The sequence below is a fragment of the Ralstonia insidiosa genome, from assembly GCF_008801405.1.
Classification (GTDB): Bacteria; Pseudomonadota; Gammaproteobacteria; order Burkholderiales; family Burkholderiaceae; genus Ralstonia; species Ralstonia insidiosa.
In genome coordinates, this window is sequence record NZ_VZPV01000002.1 from 565298 (window position 1) to 580352 (window position 15055).

The 15055-nt window shown below is 64.1% G+C and carries 14 protein-coding genes; 3 read left to right on the forward strand and 11 right to left on the reverse strand.

The annotated features are described in order from the left end of the window. Nucleotides 1-7 precede the first annotated feature (7 nt). The 9 genes from F7R11_RS19330 to F7R11_RS19370 form a co-directional block, all read right to left on the reverse strand. The gene (locus tag F7R11_RS19330) at nt 8-424 is read right to left on the reverse strand and encodes an acyl-CoA thioesterase (RefSeq protein WP_064808630.1); all 417 of its coding nucleotides are present in this window, start codon (nt 422-424) and stop codon (nt 8-10) included. Further along, entirely contained in the window at nt 421-2040 is a 1620-nt protein-coding gene (locus F7R11_RS19335) for an AMP-binding protein (RefSeq protein WP_064808628.1), read from the reverse strand. Before F7R11_RS19335 ends, F7R11_RS19330 begins: the two co-directional genes overlap by 4 nt. A 26-nt stretch (nt 2041-2066) precedes the next feature. Continuing rightward, on the reverse strand, nt 2067-3242 hold the full coding sequence (locus F7R11_RS19340; protein WP_064808626.1) for an acyl-CoA dehydrogenase family protein: 1176 nt from the start codon (nt 3240-3242) through the stop codon (nt 2067-2069). Between the two features lies 1 nt (nt 3243). Further along, nucleotides 3244-4095 (reverse strand): enoyl-CoA hydratase family protein, encoded by an 852-nt coding sequence (locus F7R11_RS19345; RefSeq protein ID WP_064808624.1) that lies wholly within the window; start codon nt 4093-4095, stop codon nt 3244-3246. A 17-nt stretch (nt 4096-4112) separates the two neighbouring features. After that, nucleotides 4113-4688 carry a MarR family winged helix-turn-helix transcriptional regulator gene (locus tag F7R11_RS19350; RefSeq protein ID WP_064808622.1) on the reverse strand — a complete coding sequence of 192 codons (576 nt, stop codon included), beginning with the start codon at nt 4686-4688 and terminating at the stop codon, nt 4113-4115. After that, on the reverse strand, nt 4685-5458 hold the full coding sequence (locus F7R11_RS19355; protein WP_064808619.1) for an SDR family NAD(P)-dependent oxidoreductase: 774 nt from the start codon (nt 5456-5458) through the stop codon (nt 4685-4687). The genes F7R11_RS19350 and F7R11_RS19355 overlap by 4 nt, the downstream gene beginning before the upstream one ends. Nucleotide 5459: 1 nt before the next feature. After that, complete coding sequence (locus F7R11_RS19360; protein WP_064808617.1) at nt 5460-7823, reverse strand: bifunctional salicylyl-CoA 5-hydroxylase/oxidoreductase; 2364 nt, start codon at nt 7821-7823, stop codon at nt 5460-5462. 136 nt (nt 7824-7959) lie between these two features. Beyond that, nucleotides 7960-8775 (reverse strand): dienelactone hydrolase family protein, encoded by an 816-nt coding sequence (locus tag F7R11_RS19365; RefSeq protein WP_064808615.1) that lies wholly within the window; start codon nt 8773-8775, stop codon nt 7960-7962. A gap of 21 nt (nt 8776-8796) precedes the next feature. After that, on the reverse strand, nt 8797-9279 hold the full coding sequence (locus F7R11_RS19370; RefSeq protein ID WP_231973309.1) for a tautomerase family protein: 483 nt from the start codon (nt 9277-9279) through the stop codon (nt 8797-8799). 70 nt (nt 9280-9349) lie between these two features. On the opposite strand from F7R11_RS19370, the gene F7R11_RS19375 reads away from it, so the two are divergent. The 3 genes from F7R11_RS19375 (at nt 9350) to F7R11_RS19385 (ending at nt 12678) form a co-directional block, all read left to right on the forward strand. Then, on the forward strand, nt 9350-10321 hold the full coding sequence (locus F7R11_RS19375; RefSeq protein WP_064808611.1) for a GlxA family transcriptional regulator: 972 nt from the start codon (nt 9350-9352) through the stop codon (nt 10319-10321). 102 nt (nt 10322-10423) lie between these two features. Then, complete coding sequence (locus F7R11_RS19380) at nt 10424-11119, forward strand: DUF2076 domain-containing protein (RefSeq protein ID WP_064808609.1); 696 nt, start codon at nt 10424-10426, stop codon at nt 11117-11119. A gap of 488 nt (nt 11120-11607) precedes the next feature. Continuing rightward, nucleotides 11608-12678, forward strand: coding sequence for a glycosyl hydrolase family 18 protein (locus tag F7R11_RS19385; RefSeq protein ID WP_080981216.1), 1071 nt, complete (start codon nt 11608-11610; stop codon nt 12676-12678). 242 nt (nt 12679-12920) lie between these two features. Here F7R11_RS19385 and F7R11_RS19390 read toward each other — a convergent pair whose 3' ends face one another. Further along, the gene (locus F7R11_RS19390) at nt 12921-13859 is read right to left on the reverse strand and encodes a hypothetical protein (RefSeq protein WP_151180550.1); all 939 of its coding nucleotides are present in this window, start codon (nt 13857-13859) and stop codon (nt 12921-12923) included. A gap of 134 nt (nt 13860-13993) precedes the next feature. Then, on the reverse strand, nt 13994-15052 hold the full coding sequence (locus F7R11_RS19395; protein WP_064808605.1) for a hypothetical protein: 1059 nt from the start codon (nt 15050-15052) through the stop codon (nt 13994-13996). Between the last annotated feature and the right edge of the window lie 3 nt (nt 15053-15055).

The following is a 15055-nucleotide window of genomic DNA, read 5'->3' on the forward strand; positions in this document are numbered from 1 at the left end:
TCGATTTCTACTGTTGAACGCTCGCCTCGATTGCCTGCCGCACATCCGGCGGCACCGCAATCGCGCGATGCGTATTGAGATCGGTAAACACCAGCACCTGCTGTGAGCGCACACGCTGCTCATCACCGGCCCAGCAGTCGAGCGACAGCGACAGCGATTTGCCACCCAGCCGGTCCAACTTCAGCTTGAACTGCACATCGTCGCCCATGCGGCTGATGGCGCTGAACTCGCAATGCAGCTTGACGATGGGCAGGCCGATGCGGCGCGGGCCCAGCATGTTGGCATACGAAACGCCCAGACCATCGGTAAACCAGTCTTCGACCAGCCCGTTGAACAGCACGAGGTACTGCGGAAAGTACACAATGCCGGCCGGGTCACAGTGGCCAAAGCGGATGCGCGCGGTGCGCTCGAAGTGATACGTCATGATTTGGTGTTCTCGCGCAGGCGATAGCGCAGCAACTTACCCACTTCGCTGCGCGGCAGTGCAGCGCGAAACTCGATGGCACGCGGATACTTGTACGGTGCCACCGTCTGCTTCACAAAATCCTGCAGCGTCTTGACCATCTCCGGCCCCGGTTCGTGGCCAGGATGCAGCACCACGAAGGCCTTGACGATCTGACCGCGCTCCTCGTCCGGCACGCCGATCACGCCGCACTCGGCCACGGCCGGATGCTGCATCAGCGCGTCTTCCACCTCGGGCGAGGCGATGTTGTAGCCCGACGAGATGATCATGTCGTCAGTACGCGAGTGATAGTGGAAGTAGCCGTCTTCGTCCATCACATAGGCATCACCCGTGAGGTTCCAGCCATCGCGCACGTAGGCGCGCTGGCGGTCGTCAGCCAGGTAGCGGCAACCGGTCGGGCCTTGCACAGCGAGGCGGCCGACCGTGCCCGGCGGCACGGGGTTGCCTTGGTCGTCTACCACGCGCGCAACATAGCCGGGGACGGCCTTGCCGGTGGCGCCGGGGCGCACGTCGGTATCGGCGGCGGAGATGAAGATGTGCAGCATCTCCGTCGCGCCAATGCCGTCGATCAGCTCGATGCCGGTGGCGTTCTTCCACAGCGTGCGCGTGGCCACGGGCAGTGCTTCCCCAGCCGATACGCAGCGGCGCAGCGGCGTGGCACGCAGCTCATCCCCACGCGCGGCAATGTTGCGGTATGTGGTGGGCGCGGTGAACAGCACGGTGGCACCAAACGTGCGGATGCCCTCCACCAGATCGCTCGGGGATGCCTTCTCCAATAGCACCGTCGACGCGCCCACGCTCATTGGAAACAGCAGCAGGCCGCCCAGCCCGAACGTGAACGCCATCGGCGGGCTGCCGATGAAGATGTCATCCGCACGCGGTTTCAGCACGTGTGGCGGCCAACACGCGCAGATCGCCAGGATGTCGCGGTGGAAATGCATCGTCGCTTTCGGCACACCAGTGGTGCCCGAGGTGAAGGCGAGCAGGCAGGTGTCATCGGCCGCCGTATCGACGTTGGTGAAGATGGCCGGCTGGCGCGCCATGGCCGCTTCCAATCCTTCCGGCGTGTCATCGTGGAAGCACAGCACCTGCACCGGCTTGGCCGCCTGCGCGACAGCATCCCGCAGTTCATCGAACAGCCGCGCATCGCACAGTGCAAAACCGATCTCGCCCTTGGCGATGATCTGCCCCAGCTCCTTGGCGCGCAGCAACGGCATGGTCGCCACGGCAATCGCGCCCACCTTCATCACCGCAAACCAGCACGCCGCCAGCATCGGGCTGTTGGGCGAGCGCAGCAGCACGCGGTTGCCCGGCACCACGCCCATCTCATTCACCAGCACATTGGCGATACGGTTGGCGTGCTCCTGCAGATCGGCGTAGGTCCAGCGGATACCACCGGGCGCCTGGATGCAGAGACGGTCGCCCTCACCCGCCGCAACGCGTTTATCGAGCAGTTCGGTCGCGCAATTGAGCTGCGCCGGAAACTGCAGCGAAGGCAGGTCGAAGCGATAAACCGGTTGCAGCTCCGCCGGCGGCAGCCGGTCGCGGGCGAAGGTGTCGATATGGGCGCTGGGCATGGCGAGCTCTCCGTCTCTGAAACGTATCAGTGCGCTGCGGGCGTGGCGGTGCGCAAGAGTTCGCGCGCGATGATGAGTTGCTGCACTTCGGTCGCACCTTCATAGATGCGCAGCGAGCGGATCTCGCGATACAGGCGCTCGACCGGCTGCTCGCTCACCACGCCCAGGCCGCCCCACATCTGCACGGCGGCGTCGATCACTTGCTGTGCGTTCTCGGTAGCGGTCAACTTGGCCATGGCCGCTTCGCGCGTGACGTTGCGGCCCTGATCACGCTGCCAGGCGGCGCGATAGGTCAGCAGCGCAGCGCTGTCGATGGCGGTGGCCATCTGCGCGAGCTTGGCCTGCGTGAGCTGGAAGTCGGCCAGCACGCCGCTGAACATTTTGCGGGTGGTGGCGCGCGCCAGCGCTTCGTCCAATGCCCGGCGTGCGAAACCCAGCGCTGCGGCCGCCACCGATGTGCGGAACACATCCAGCGTGCGCATCGCCACCTTGAAGCCCTCGCCCGCCGCGCCCACGCGCTGGCTGGCCGGGATGCGGCAGTTGGTAAAGCGCAGGCGTGCGAGCGGGTGCGGCGCAATCACGTTGATGCGCTCGGCAATCTCAAAGCCCGGCGTGCCCGCCTCAACAATGAACGCGCTGATGCCGCGCGAGCCCGGTGCCTCGCCCGTGCGGGCAAACACGACATAGAAATCCGCAATACCGCCGTTGGAGATCCACGTCTTCTCGCCGTCGAGCACGTAGTCGGTGCCATCTTCGCGTGCGGCGCAGGCCATGGCGGCCACGTCGGAGCCGGCGTCGGGCTCGGACAGTGCGAATGCGGAGATCGCCTCCCCACGCGCCACCTTCGTCAGATAGCGCTCACGCTGCTCGGGCGTGCCGTGCAGCGAGATCGCACCCGAGCCCAGCCCCTGCATCGCAAACGCAAAGTCGGCCAGGCCGGAATGGCGGGCCAGCGTCTCGCGGATCAGGCAAATGGCGCGCGTGTCGATGGTCTCGCCCGCACCACCGTTGGCCGTGCCGCCCACCGCATGGCGCAACCAGCCGCCTTGGCCGAGCAGCTTTACCAGCGCACGGCATTCGGCATCCACATCAGCGCCGTGGTCGTGCGGGATATGCTTTGTGGCCCACGCATCCAGCTCGGCTTCAAGCTGACGGTGCTTGTCATCAAAGAACGGCCACTGCAGGTAGTCCTTGTCGCTCATGTCAGTTGCCCTCGAATACCGGTTTTTGCTTGGCGACGAACGCGTGGTACGCCCGCGAGAAGTCTTCGGTCAGCATGCAGATGGCCTGCGCTTGCGCCTCGGCCTCGATCGCCTGCTCGATCGTCATCGTCCATTCCTGATGCAGCATGGTCTTGGTGATGCCGTTGGCGAAGGTGGGGCCGGCGGCCAGGTCGGCAGCCAGCGCTTGCGCTTGGGTCAGCACCTCGGCGGGGTCGCACAGGCGATTGAAAAAGCCCCAGCGCTCGCCCTCTTCACCGCTCATCGAGCGGCCGGTGTAGAGCAGCTCGCTCGCGCGGCCCTGGCCGATGATGCGCGGCAGGATGGCGCAGGCACCCATGTCGCAACCCGCCAGGCCGACGCGGTTGAAGAGGAAAGCGGTCTTGCTGCGCACGGTGCCCAAGCGCAGGTCCGATGCCATCGCCAGGATGGCGCCCGCGCCAGCGCACACGCCATCAATTGCAGCGACGATCGGCTGCGGGCACGCCCGCATCGTCTTCACCAGCTCGCCCGTCATGCGCGTGAACATCAACAGCTCCGGCGCCTTCAGTTGAACCAGCGGGCCGATGATCTCGTGTACATCGCCGCCGGAGCAGAAGTTGTCGCCCGCGCCCACCAGCACGACGGCCTTCACGTCATCCGCCCACTTGAGCTGGTGGAACAGGTCGCGCAGTTCGGCGTACGAATCAAACGTGAGCGGGTTCTTGCGCTCCGGCCGGTTGAGCGTGATGGTGGCAACGCCGCCCTCCACGCTCCACAGGAAGTGCTTGGCCTGATAGCCCGCCAGCGGGCGGCGGTTGCCGGCCACGAGGGCCGGATCAATACGGTCGGTCATGGTTGGGTCGTGTTCGTTCAAGGTTGATCTTCTCGGGCGTCGAGCTCGGCTTCGCGCTCGGCCAGATGCATGCGCAGCCTGCCGAGTTGCGCATACAGTGCGTCTTTATTCGAAACACCCAGGCCGTCGAACATCTCGATCAGCCAGCGTTCATGTTCAGCGGCCATCTCGGCAAAGTTCCGGCGGCCGGCGTCGGTCAGCGACACGCGGAAAGACCGGCGGTCGTCCGGATCCGGCTCGCGCTTGACCAGGCCCTCCTTCTCCAACTGGTCGGTCAAGCCGGTGACGTTGCCGCCCGTCACCATCAGGTAGCGCGACAGCACGTTCATGCGCATGCCGTCCGGATAGCGGTCAAGCTGCGCCAGATAGTCGAAGCGCGGCAGCGTGGTGTTGAAGCGCGTGCGCAGGCGCTGGCGGATCTGCTGTTCGATCTGCGTGCTGCACGCCAACAGGCGCAGCCAGATCTTTACGTCGATGTGGTCGTCCACATGCGCGCGCGCTTCCAAGCCGATGCGTTCATCGCCCAGGGCCTGCACGACCTTGTGATAACCAGACGTGCGGGTGGCGAGCGCGGTCTTGCGGGGCTTGCTCACATGACCTCCCCGCCAGAGACCGAGATGGCCTGCCCCGTGATCGACGATGCGCCTTCGGAGCACAGCCACACCACGGCATTGGCCACTTCATCGGGCGTAATCAGCCGGCCTTGCGGGTTGCCCTTCACCAGCTCGGCGCGCGCCTCTTCTGCGCTACGCCCGGTGCGAGCGACGATGCGGTCAATGCTCTCGCGCACGATGTCGGTCTCCGTGTAGCCAGGGCACACGGCGTTGACGGTGACACCGCGCGTCGCCAGCTCCAGCGCGAGCGAGCGCGTGAGGCCGATCACGCCATGTTTGGCCGCTACATACGCCGACACATACGCATAGCCGCGCCGCCCTGCCGTGCTGGCGATGTTGACGATGCGACCGCGGCCAGACGCCTGCACATCCGCCAACGCCGCCTGTGTACACAGGAAGGTGCCGGTGAGGTTGACAGCCAGCATGCGCTGCCACTGGTCGAGCGTGGTCTTGGCAAACGGTGCGCTCTCCGCCTGCCCCGCGTTGTTGACGAGGATGGAGATGGCGCCCAGCCCCGCGCATGCCGACTCAAACGCTGTGGACACGCTCGCCGCATCCGTCACGTCACACGTGACGACCTGCGCGCGGGCGCTGTCGGGCAGCGTCTTGGCGGTCGCCTCCAACACGGCGGCGTTGCGGCCCATCAGCGTGAGCGTGGCGCCTTGCGCGGCCAGTTGTGCGGCGATGGCCGCGCCAATCCCGCGCCCTGCTCCGGTGACGACGGCGTGTCGCCCTTCAAGCATCGCCATCTCAAACCCCCTGCATGCGATTGGCCTGCTCCAGCGGCGAGAGCCCCGCCGCCTGCGCCGCCATCGCGCGTTCCCGTTCGAGATTGCGTTCGAGCTGCAGCTTGCCTGCGCGGTACTGCTTGGGCCACGGCATGTCGAGGTAGCCGATGCGCGCGGCTTCGTTCAGCGTCCAGGCCGGGTTGGCCAGATGCGGACGCGCCACGGCGCACAGGTCCGCGCGGCCGGCGGCGATGATGCTGTTGACGTGGTCCGCCTCGGAAATCGCACCCACGGCAATCGTGGCGATGCCCGCCTCGTTGCGCACGCGGTCGGCAAATGGCGTCTGGAACATGCGGCCGAACACCGGCTGCTCTTTCTTGCTGACCTGGCCCGACGAGCAGTCGATCATGTCTGCGCCCGCTGCCTTGAAGATACGCGCAATTTCCACCGCGTCGTCCGGCGTGATGCCGCCTTCCACCCAGTCGTGCGCGGAAATGCGCACCGACATCGGCTTGGTGCTCGGCCACACCTCGCGCACCGCATGGAAGACTTCCAGCGGAAAGCGCAGGCGGTTTTCCAGCGAGCCGCCGTATTCGTCATTGCGCTGGTTCGTCAGCGGCGAGATGAACGACGACAGCAGATACCCGTGCGCGCAGTGCAGCTCCAGCCAATCGAAGCCGGCCTCCGCCGCCAGTCGTGCCGAGTGGATGAAGTCATCCCGCACGCGGTCCATGTCGTCGCGGGTCATGGCGTGCGACCACTGGCTCACGCCATCCAGATACTGCTGGGGCGATGCGGAGATGAGCGGCCAGTTCTGCCCTTCGTCCAGCGGCAGATCGATGCCCTCCCACGCCACGCGCGTCGATCCCTTGGCACCCGCGTGGCCCAACTGGATGCCCAGCTTCGCATCGCTGTTGGCATGCACGAACTGGACGATGCGCGCCCAGCCGTCGCGGTGTTCGGTGTTCCACAAACCCGGGCAGCCCGGCGTGATGCGCGCATCGGGCGACACGCAGGTCATCTCGGCCATCACCAGCCCGGCGCCGCCCATGGCGCGCGCGCCCAGGTGTACGAGGTGGTAGTCGGCGGGCTGGCCGTCTTCGCACGAGTACTGCGCCATGGGCGACACCACCACGCGGTTCTTGAGCGTGACGCCGCGCACCGTGAACGGCGTGAACATCGGCGGCACGGGACCATGCTCGGGCGCACGCGGTGCGCCCGCCTGCTCGGCAATCCAGTCTTCAAACTGTTCGAGATACCGCTTGTCGCGCTGGCGCAGGTTTTCGTGGCTGATACGCTGGCTGCGCGTGAGCAGCGAATACGCAAACTGCTCGGTCGGCAGGTTGGCGTAGCGGTCGACGTTTTCAAACCACTCGGTCGAGTTGCGCGCCGCGTTCTGGATGCGCAGCACTTCTACGCTGCGCACGGCTTCGTAGTGTTCGAGCGCACCTTTCAGGTCGCCGGGGTATTGGCCGATGCTGCGTGCGAGTTCAATCGAATCTTCCAGCGCCAGCTTGGTGCCCGAGCCGATCGAGAAGTGCGCCGTGTGCGCCGCATCGCCCATCAGCACCACCGGTGTGTTGTTCTCATTGGTGTGCACCCAATGCCTGCAAACCACGCGCGGAAAGCGAATCCACTGTGCCGAGCCCCGCAGGTGCGTGGCGTTGGAGATCAGCTTGTTGCCATCCAGGTACTTGGCGAACAGGCGCTCGCAATAGGCAATGGCGTCTTCCTTCTCCATCGTTTCCAGCCCGGCCTTGCGCCACACCTCTTCGGGTGCCTCGACGATGAAGGTGGAGGTCTCGTCGTCAAAGCGGTACGCATGCGCCTGGAACCAGCCGTGCTCGGTCTGTTCAAACGCAAACGTGAAGGCCTCGAACAGCTTGTGCGTGCCCAGCCAGACAAAGCGGCAGCGGCGCGTGTCGATATCGGGTTGATACGTGGCGGCGTACTTGGTGCGGATGCGGCTGTTCAGGCCATCGCTGGCGATGATGAGATCAGCGTCGGCATACGCCGTGTCATCTTGCACATCGGTTTCAAAGACGAGCTTTACGCCCTCTTCTTCGCAGCGCGCCTGCAGGATGTTTAGCAGGCGCTTGCGCCCGATGCCGCAGAAGCCGTGGCCACCCGAGCGCACCACCTGGCCGCGGATGTGGACTTCAATGTCGTCCCAATGGTTGAACGCGTCGAGGATCTGCGCGGCGCTCTTGGCGTCGGCGCGCTGCAGGTTGCCCAGCGTCTGGTCGGAGAAGACCACGCCCCAGCCGAAGGTGTCATACGGCCGGTTGCGCTCCACGACGGTGATGTCGTGTGACGGGTCCTGCAACTTCATCAGCAGGGCAAAGTACAGGCCAGCCGGCCCACCACCAATACAGACGATCTTCATGACAACGGCTCCGCGTTCGATGCGGTGTTACATTAGTCATGAATAGTTTAGTTGTAAAGCAATTTGGCAAAACAACGCCCCCGGGGTTTACACCAAAGGGGCGGCGCTGAGTGCACTCCAGGGCATGGCGGGCAGTTCAGGCAAGGCGCTGCCGGAAGAACGCCAGAATCTCGTCGCGGGCGGCTACCGTAGGTTCTCCGGCGGCGTCGATCAGGTGGGCAGTGACCACGCTGTGCGGACACGGCACATGCTGCGCAAAGAACGGTGGCGGGCACGGGTGCGCAGCGCTGTCGGGCAGCACGCGTGCCACGAAACGATCACCCAGCGCCTGCGCATACGCCGCAAACCGCTGCGCACGGCAGAAGCGGTCGCCTTCAAACCGGTAGGCCAGCACGGTCAGGTCTTCGCGCTCCAGCCGCTGGCGCACGGCGGCCACCTCCTCTGGGGCAATCTCGATCCCGCCCGGCTCGTTCAACGGCAACGATGGCTGACACAGCACCGGCGCCAGCATGGCGGGCTCCAGCATCATCGCCAGCGCAAAATTGCCGGTGAAGCACATGCCGATGGCGCCCACGCCGGGGCCGCCGCACTCTGCCTGGGCCAACCGCGCCAGCGCGCGCAGCCACTGCGTGACCGGGCTTGACTGGTTGGCCGCGAACGCGCGGAACTCCGCACTCACGCACGCGTGGCGGAAGACCTCTGCACCCGCGTCCGCCTCGGGCACCGCACCATCGCGCCCGAACAGCGACGGCATGTAGACCGTCAGCCCCGCATCGCGCACCCAGCGCGCAAACCGCGCCACGTGCGGGCTGATGCCGGGCATCTCAGCCATGACGATCACGGCCGGGCCCGTGCCGGCCACGTACACCGTTTTGGTGATGCCATCCAGGGTGACCTGGCGGCGCGTGAAGTCTTCCAGGCGGTCGTCTTCTTGCGGGTGGTGGCGTGTCATGCGCGGGCTCCGTTGGTGTGGTCAGGGTTGGGCAACCAGGTGTTGAAGATGCGCATAACCAGCGGCCCTGGCGAAATCAGGCAGCGCCCACAAGGCGCCGTTCACGCCCCACGTGCCATCGGCTACGTCGCGCAACATCACAGACGTCACCACGCGCCGGCCATCGGCTGCGGGCAGCGCCTGCGCAAACGCCTCGTGCATCTGCTGCACGAACAGCGCCCGCGCAGCGGCATCCAGCACACCCGCCGGCACATGGGCAATGGCCAGGCACGGCACGATGTGCGCGGACATATCGGTACCACCGCACCACCATGCGCCCGCGGGCGCTTCTTCAATCACCACCCAGGTGGTCGCGCGGCTGCGCGGGTCATCGGCAATCTGCTCGGCCTGCGCGGCGGCATGGGTGATGCGGCGGGCGAGCGCCGTACGTGCATCACCATCAAACGTGTCGGCGGGAATCTTGACGAGGATGTTGGGCATGTGAACCGTGGGTGCAGTGGACATGCCTCCATTGAACGCCCGGAGCCGCTAGACTGGCAGTGTCGATTTCGACATCTTTCGGGCAACTTTGGTCATGGCGGATTTCACCATCCTCGTCCTTTCAGGCGCATATGCCACCAGCGTGGCGGCCACGCTGGATGTTCTGCAGGCGGCGTCGACGCTCGCGCCGCGCGTGAAGGCGGCACGCCCAACGTGGCGCGTGCTGTCGGCAGACGCACCCAGCGTACGACTGAGCAGCGGCATGCAGATCGGCGCAGCAGCCTTGCCCAAACGGCCCCGGCCCGACAGCAGCACGTGGGTCGTGCCCGGGCTAGGCATCGACGATGTCGGTGCCCTGGCCGCACGCATGGCGCGTGACGATGCCCAGCGGGCGGCACACCACTTGGCCGCCCATGCCGCAGCAGGCGGCCACGTGGCGGCATCGTGTTCTGCGGTGTTTCTGCTGCAGACGGCAGGGCTGCTGCCAGAGCGCCGTGTGACGACCTCATGGTGGCTGGCCGCCACGCTGCAGCAGTTGGAGCCCGCATGCACGGTCGATGCGGATCGCATGGTCTGCGCCGATGGCCCCGTCAGCACCGCCGGTGCCGCCTTCGCGCAGACTGATCTGATGCTGCACCTGCTGCGCACACGCTTTGGCGTGGCGCTGGCCGATGCCGTGGGGCGTGTGCTGCTGATCGACGGCCGCCACGCGCAGGCGCCGTTTGTGGTGCCTGCCATGCTGGCCAACGGCAACACACTCGTCGCCCGGCTGGTGGCGCGCATTGAAGCCGCCCTGCCCAATCCGCCCAGCGTGCAGGCGCTGGCCGATGAATTTGCCATGTCGCAACGCACGCTGTCGCGCCACGTGCAGGAAGCCACGGGCAGAAGCACCCTGGCGCTGGTGCAGAGCGTGCGTCTGAACCGCGCCCGCATGCTGATCGAATCCAGCCGCATGACCATCGACCGCGTGGCCGAGGCCGTGGGGTATGAAGACGCCACCGCGCTGCGGCGCCTGATGCGCAAGGTGTCGGGTGCCAACCCCAGCCAGTACCGGGCCGCATCCTAGTGTTACAGGCCGTTACACAAGAACCCGCCGCACTTTAATTTTCGTTTAAGACTTTGCCCCTAACTTGAACACGTCGCATCCACCCAAATAGGAACAAGCGCCATGTCCCCGCAAGAACAGCAAGCCCTGGAAAACTTCCTGGCCCAACTGACGCAAGCCCGCGCCGGGGCAAAAGACCCGCAGGCCGAAGCCCGCATTCTGGAAGCAGTCGCCCGCCAGCCGGATGCCGCCTACCTGCTCGTGCAGCGCGCCATGCTGCTCGACCACGCGCTCGCATCAGCCCAGGCGCAGATCGCCGCGCTGCAGAACCAGTTGCAGGCCGCACAGGCCGGCCGCAGCACCTCGTTCATGGATTCGGCCAACAACTGGGGCAGCCACGCCAACAGCGCGGCACCCAACCCGGGATTCGCGCCCCAACAGGCGGCCCCCATGCAGATGCCGCCGCAGGCTCAACCAGTACAACAGGCCCCGGCACAACCCGCGCGCTCGGGCTTCTTCAGCGGCGGCCTGGGCAGCACGCTGGGCAGCGTGGCCACCACGGCAGCCGGCGTGGCCGGCGGCGCGCTCCTGTTCCAGGGCATTGAGAACATGTTCCACCACAACAGTGGCGGTGACGGCTTCTTTGGTCAGCAGCCGTTGATGGGCGGCACCACGGAAACGGTGATCAACAATTACTACGACAATGACAGCGGCAATAGCAACGGCAACACAGCGTCGCGTAACGACAGCCTCGGACTGATCGACGATAGCGACCTGGGTGGCAGTGACTATTCGGATGATGATTCGACGTTGATCTAGGCAAACAAAAGGCCCTTCTTCGATTCCCCACGGTGTCAGTGACCTGCCAACTGGGTCATCTGCCGTACCAAGAAGTGTCCGATGCGCATCCGAGAAAGTGCAAAAGCCCGCGTGGTGCAAGCTTCGCGGGTTTTTTGTTGTCTACGGTAATGCCAAAGGACGCCCGCCCCAATCCCAACATCACTGAGGGCTTAAACGGGGACAACATTCCGCGCCTGGCGACGCCCTCAATCGGGGTTGGCCCTCTTACCCCTAGGCGACGTCCGTGCCGTCAACGCTGCCGGCAATTCCAGCTGGGGGCCGTTTGATGGGCGTGGCGGTTCACTACTGGTCGTTTCCCGCAACCGACCGTGCTCTCGCACACGCGTTTGGAACGCATGACTTCACACATCTCTACTAGTTGATACGGACGAGACGTCTGAGCATCAAGGTTTCTCCTCGCCACGCCGTTATTCCCTTGCATATCAGTAGAACGCAAAGGGACCCCCATGAAGCGGGTATCTATGATCGGTGCAGCCTGTGCTGTTCTGTTTCTCTTCGGATGTGGCGGCGGTAGCGAGGTGGCGACAACCACGGCAACACAGTCCGTACCCGCTGCGGCCACGCCGGCTACGACGGTGAGCAAGGTCGTACTCGGGTACGTGCTCAATACCACGGCCTCGTTGACCTCTGCCATGAGTGCCACCACCCCCGTGAATACGGTGTCGATCGACGTCCTGCGTGCGTCCGCCAACGGCGATCTCACTGGAACGCTGCCATCGGGCCTATTGGTGAACAACCGCGCGGCGGGCAAGGGTTCGTACGCGTGTATCACCAACCACGGAGCGGCGGGATTCGACCCCGATATCGGCCATGCCGCGCTGGTGACCAATCGCGCCGCCACGCTGCAGAACATTGTGACGCTGGCGCGCACGCAAGGTCTGTCCGGTATCAACCTCGACTTCGAAGGTCTATACCCGGCTGACCGGGCCGCCTACAGCAGCTTTGTGGCGGACTTGGCGGCGCAACTCCACGCGATCGCATCCAAGCTCATCCTCAGCGTGCCACCCAAGCAGGCCGATACGGCCAGCAATACCTGGACATGGCCGTACGATTTTGCGTCGATCGGCCAATCTGCCGACTTCATCCAGGTGATGACCTACGATCAGCATTTCACCGGAAGCGCCCCGGGCCCGGTTGCCGGCATCGACTGGATGCAGACCGTGCTGCAGTACGCGACGAGTGTGGTACCGGCAAGCAAGGTGCTGCTCGGCCTGCCCGCCTACGGCTACGACTGGAACCGGACCGCAAACACTGGTGTGTCCGTGGCTTTCAAGGACATGCAGACCCTCATTGCTTCAACGAATGCTGTGCCACAGTGGGACACCGTCAACCAGTCCGCCCACTTCAACTACGTCGCGAGCGACGGCAGCACCCATGAAGTCTGGTACGAAACGTCGCAAGGACTTCAAGCCAAGGCGCAACTGGCCAACACGCTCGGCTTGGCCGGCGTGTCAGTCTGGGTGCTGGGCAGCGAAGACGCGAGCTTCTGGACGGGCATCTCTGCCGCGTTGAAATAGTTCTGGCGCGAGAGCGGGGAGCGGGCCTTGCGCTCCGGCGACGCGCGCCCCATTAAGCAACGTCGAATGTGCGCAGCACAACAAGCGTCGTCAAGCACGAATCCACGACAAACCAGAGTCGGAGCGCGCCCACTAAGCATCGCGAAACGTTTTGCTCAAGGTTAGGTTGACGGATGTTCCACCGTCATCGTGCGCGACAACGCTGCGCTCCATCACAGCATCACGAGGAAACCCGAGACCGTTCAGGAATTGCGGTCCAACCAGCCCTTCAAGTATTGCAAACGGGCCTGCGAGCCAATGAGTTGCGCCTCTGCTGAGATTCGTTCCACCTTCATCGTGCGCTGTACGCGCAGGCCCTCTTCAGTGTCAATTCCTTGCAGGCGCTCCAGCGTGGAATTGGCCAGCGCTGTACGTTGCTCCAAGGTGGAGACATTCATGGCTTCGCCGGCTGCCAGACCGGCGACCGTGTTCTTTGCACGACGTAGGCCCTGTGCGCTGGCATCGTGCTGCTCGTTGAGCAACTGTTCGGTGAGCGCCGACACCTTCCCGGCAGCCCGGTCAGCAGCCGGCTTACCCAAATTGAACGTGGCCTGTACAGCGACAAAGCCTTCGCGTTGGCCATTGGCCCGGAAGTCACTGCGCATACCCGCAGCCAGCGACACATCCCATCCCGATTGAACAATGATCTTGCTGCTGAGCGCGGCGATTTCGCTCCGGGCTGCCACTGAGGCAATCACCAAGTCGTTGAGTGGCTCATCAATGGGGGGCAGCAGGCCTTGCAGCTGGCTCCGACGCTTGGCGAGACTGACCAGTTCGCCGCGCAGGCGGTCCGCCTGGTCAAACGCTTCCTTCACATCAGTCAGACGCGCCGAGCGTGCGGCCAGCATGGCTTGTTCCTTCTGGACGTTGTTTTCGGCCTGCTCCAGCGCCTGCTTCAGCAAGGGCTCCATGGCATTGAGTGCCACGAGATCGGCGCGCAGCTCGACATTCGCCGCTTGTTCAGCCAACCGGTTCTCGAGGCGATAAGCATCGCATTGGGCCTGCGCCAACTGCCGGACTACGCGCGCCTGTCGGTGTTTGGAGAGCGATTTGCGTACGCCGACGGCAATGGTGTGGATACCTGTATTTGGGTCGCCAATGTTCGTGAAGGCCTCGGCGGAACCCAGCAGTTCGCTTTGCACTTCTGCTTGCGCCTGGTTCAATGCGCAGAATGTGTCACTCTCACCCGCAACTGCCATGGTGGCAAACAGCGTGGCTGCAGCTGCCACGATCGCCTGAATCGCCTTGCTCATTTTGTTCTTCTCGTTGGTCGCGATTACAGGATCAGAGGACGGCCACCAAAGAACAGTACTCGCTCTTTGGCGGCGGCTTCGTCGGTCAACTCAAGGTCGACCAAGAACCCGCGAATATCACGTTGAAACACCGGATGACGGCCTTTCTCCTCATCCTGGGTCACCGCCCTGACCACACCCACCTTGGAGCACAGCAAAACTTCGAGGAAGCACGAATACACTGGAGCGCCAACCGCTACCGACTCTTCATTCTCGTAGGGAACGAAAGCGAACTGGTGCACGGCCTGGGCACCGTAGGCAGCTAGGTAATAGGGGCTGCTCATCAGCTTCTCCAGGAATGTCTCCAGCTCCTTACGCTCAGCTGTATTGACTGCGGTTTCCGCGTCGAGGTCAGCCAGTTTCAGCTCGGCTTCGGTCAGTTCACGCTTGAGGACACTCAGACGAGCCAAGCTTTCGAGGGTCTTGGGGGACGTTGCAGCACCGTCGATGGTCCGGATGCCGTAGTTGAGCTCACTCATTCGAGACTCCAGCGAGACTGTGTCGATGAGGCCGGTGTTCAACAAAACCTCAGCAGACACAATCTGGGAGCGAGCACGAGCGGCGGCCTCCTCAGTAATCAAGCCGGCGTTCAGGTTTTTGTCGATGGACTCGGCCAGCACTCGATTGGCCTTCACAACCTCAGCCGATTTAGCATCCACACTGCGCTTCTCCCCAGCCAGTCGGCCCAGCTTTCCAGTCAAAGCTTGGTCAACCCGCTTTTGTACTTGCAGCGACTCTTCATAGCGCGCAGCGAGATCAATGAGCCATTCCTTCTGCTTGATGAGGGCGGTGCGGGCTTTTTCAGCGCTGTTCAGCTTGAGCTTCAGCATATCAAGTGCTTGACGCGCCCGGAACACGTCCGCAGTCATCGACACGATGCGGGGGCTTGATTTGGACATGATGACTGGAGCCCCCCAGCTTTTGTTGACCCCGTATATAAACACCATGCCGAAGTAGCAAGCCGCAGCGAGCAGCACCGACGCCAAAATGAGGACGGCCAACCAACGATAGCCCTTAACAAAAAATTTTTGGAACAGCGTCATTTT

What these genes read in the sequence shown, in the direction of transcription:
- F7R11_RS19330 (WP_064808630.1), bottom strand. Translation starts at nt 424, where the DNA reads ATGACGTATCACTTCGAGCGCACCGCGCGCATCCGCTTTGGCCACTGT.
- F7R11_RS19335 (WP_064808628.1), bottom strand. Translation starts at nt 2,040, where the DNA reads ATGCCCAGCGCCCATATCGACACCTTCGCCCGCGACCGGCTGCCGCCG.
- F7R11_RS19340 (WP_064808626.1), bottom strand. Translation starts at nt 3,242, where the DNA reads ATGAGCGACAAGGACTACCTGCAGTGGCCGTTCTTTGATGACAAGCAC.
- F7R11_RS19345 (WP_064808624.1), bottom strand. Translation starts at nt 4,095, where the DNA reads ATGACCGACCGTATTGATCCGGCCCTCGTGGCCGGCAACCGCCGCCCG.
- F7R11_RS19355 (WP_064808619.1), bottom strand. Translation starts at nt 5,458, where the DNA reads ATGGCGATGCTTGAAGGGCGACACGCCGTCGTCACCGGAGCAGGGCGC.
- F7R11_RS19360 (WP_064808617.1), bottom strand. Translation starts at nt 7,823, where the DNA reads ATGAAGATCGTCTGTATTGGTGGTGGGCCGGCTGGCCTGTACTTTGCC.
- F7R11_RS19365 (WP_064808615.1), bottom strand. Translation starts at nt 8,775, where the DNA reads ATGACACGCCACCACCCGCAAGAAGACGACCGCCTGGAAGACTTCACG.
- F7R11_RS19370 (WP_231973309.1), bottom strand. Translation starts at nt 9,279, where the DNA reads ATGTCCACTGCACCCACGGTTCACATGCCCAACATCCTCGTCAAGATT.
- F7R11_RS19375 (WP_064808611.1), top strand. Translation starts at nt 9,350, where the DNA reads ATGGCGGATTTCACCATCCTCGTCCTTTCAGGCGCATATGCCACCAGC.
- F7R11_RS19380 (WP_064808609.1), top strand. Translation starts at nt 10,424, where the DNA reads ATGTCCCCGCAAGAACAGCAAGCCCTGGAAAACTTCCTGGCCCAACTG.
- F7R11_RS19385 (WP_080981216.1), top strand. Translation starts at nt 11,608, where the DNA reads ATGAAGCGGGTATCTATGATCGGTGCAGCCTGTGCTGTTCTGTTTCTC.
- F7R11_RS19395 (WP_064808605.1), bottom strand. Translation starts at nt 15,052, where the DNA reads ATGACGCTGTTCCAAAAATTTTTTGTTAAGGGCTATCGTTGGTTGGCC.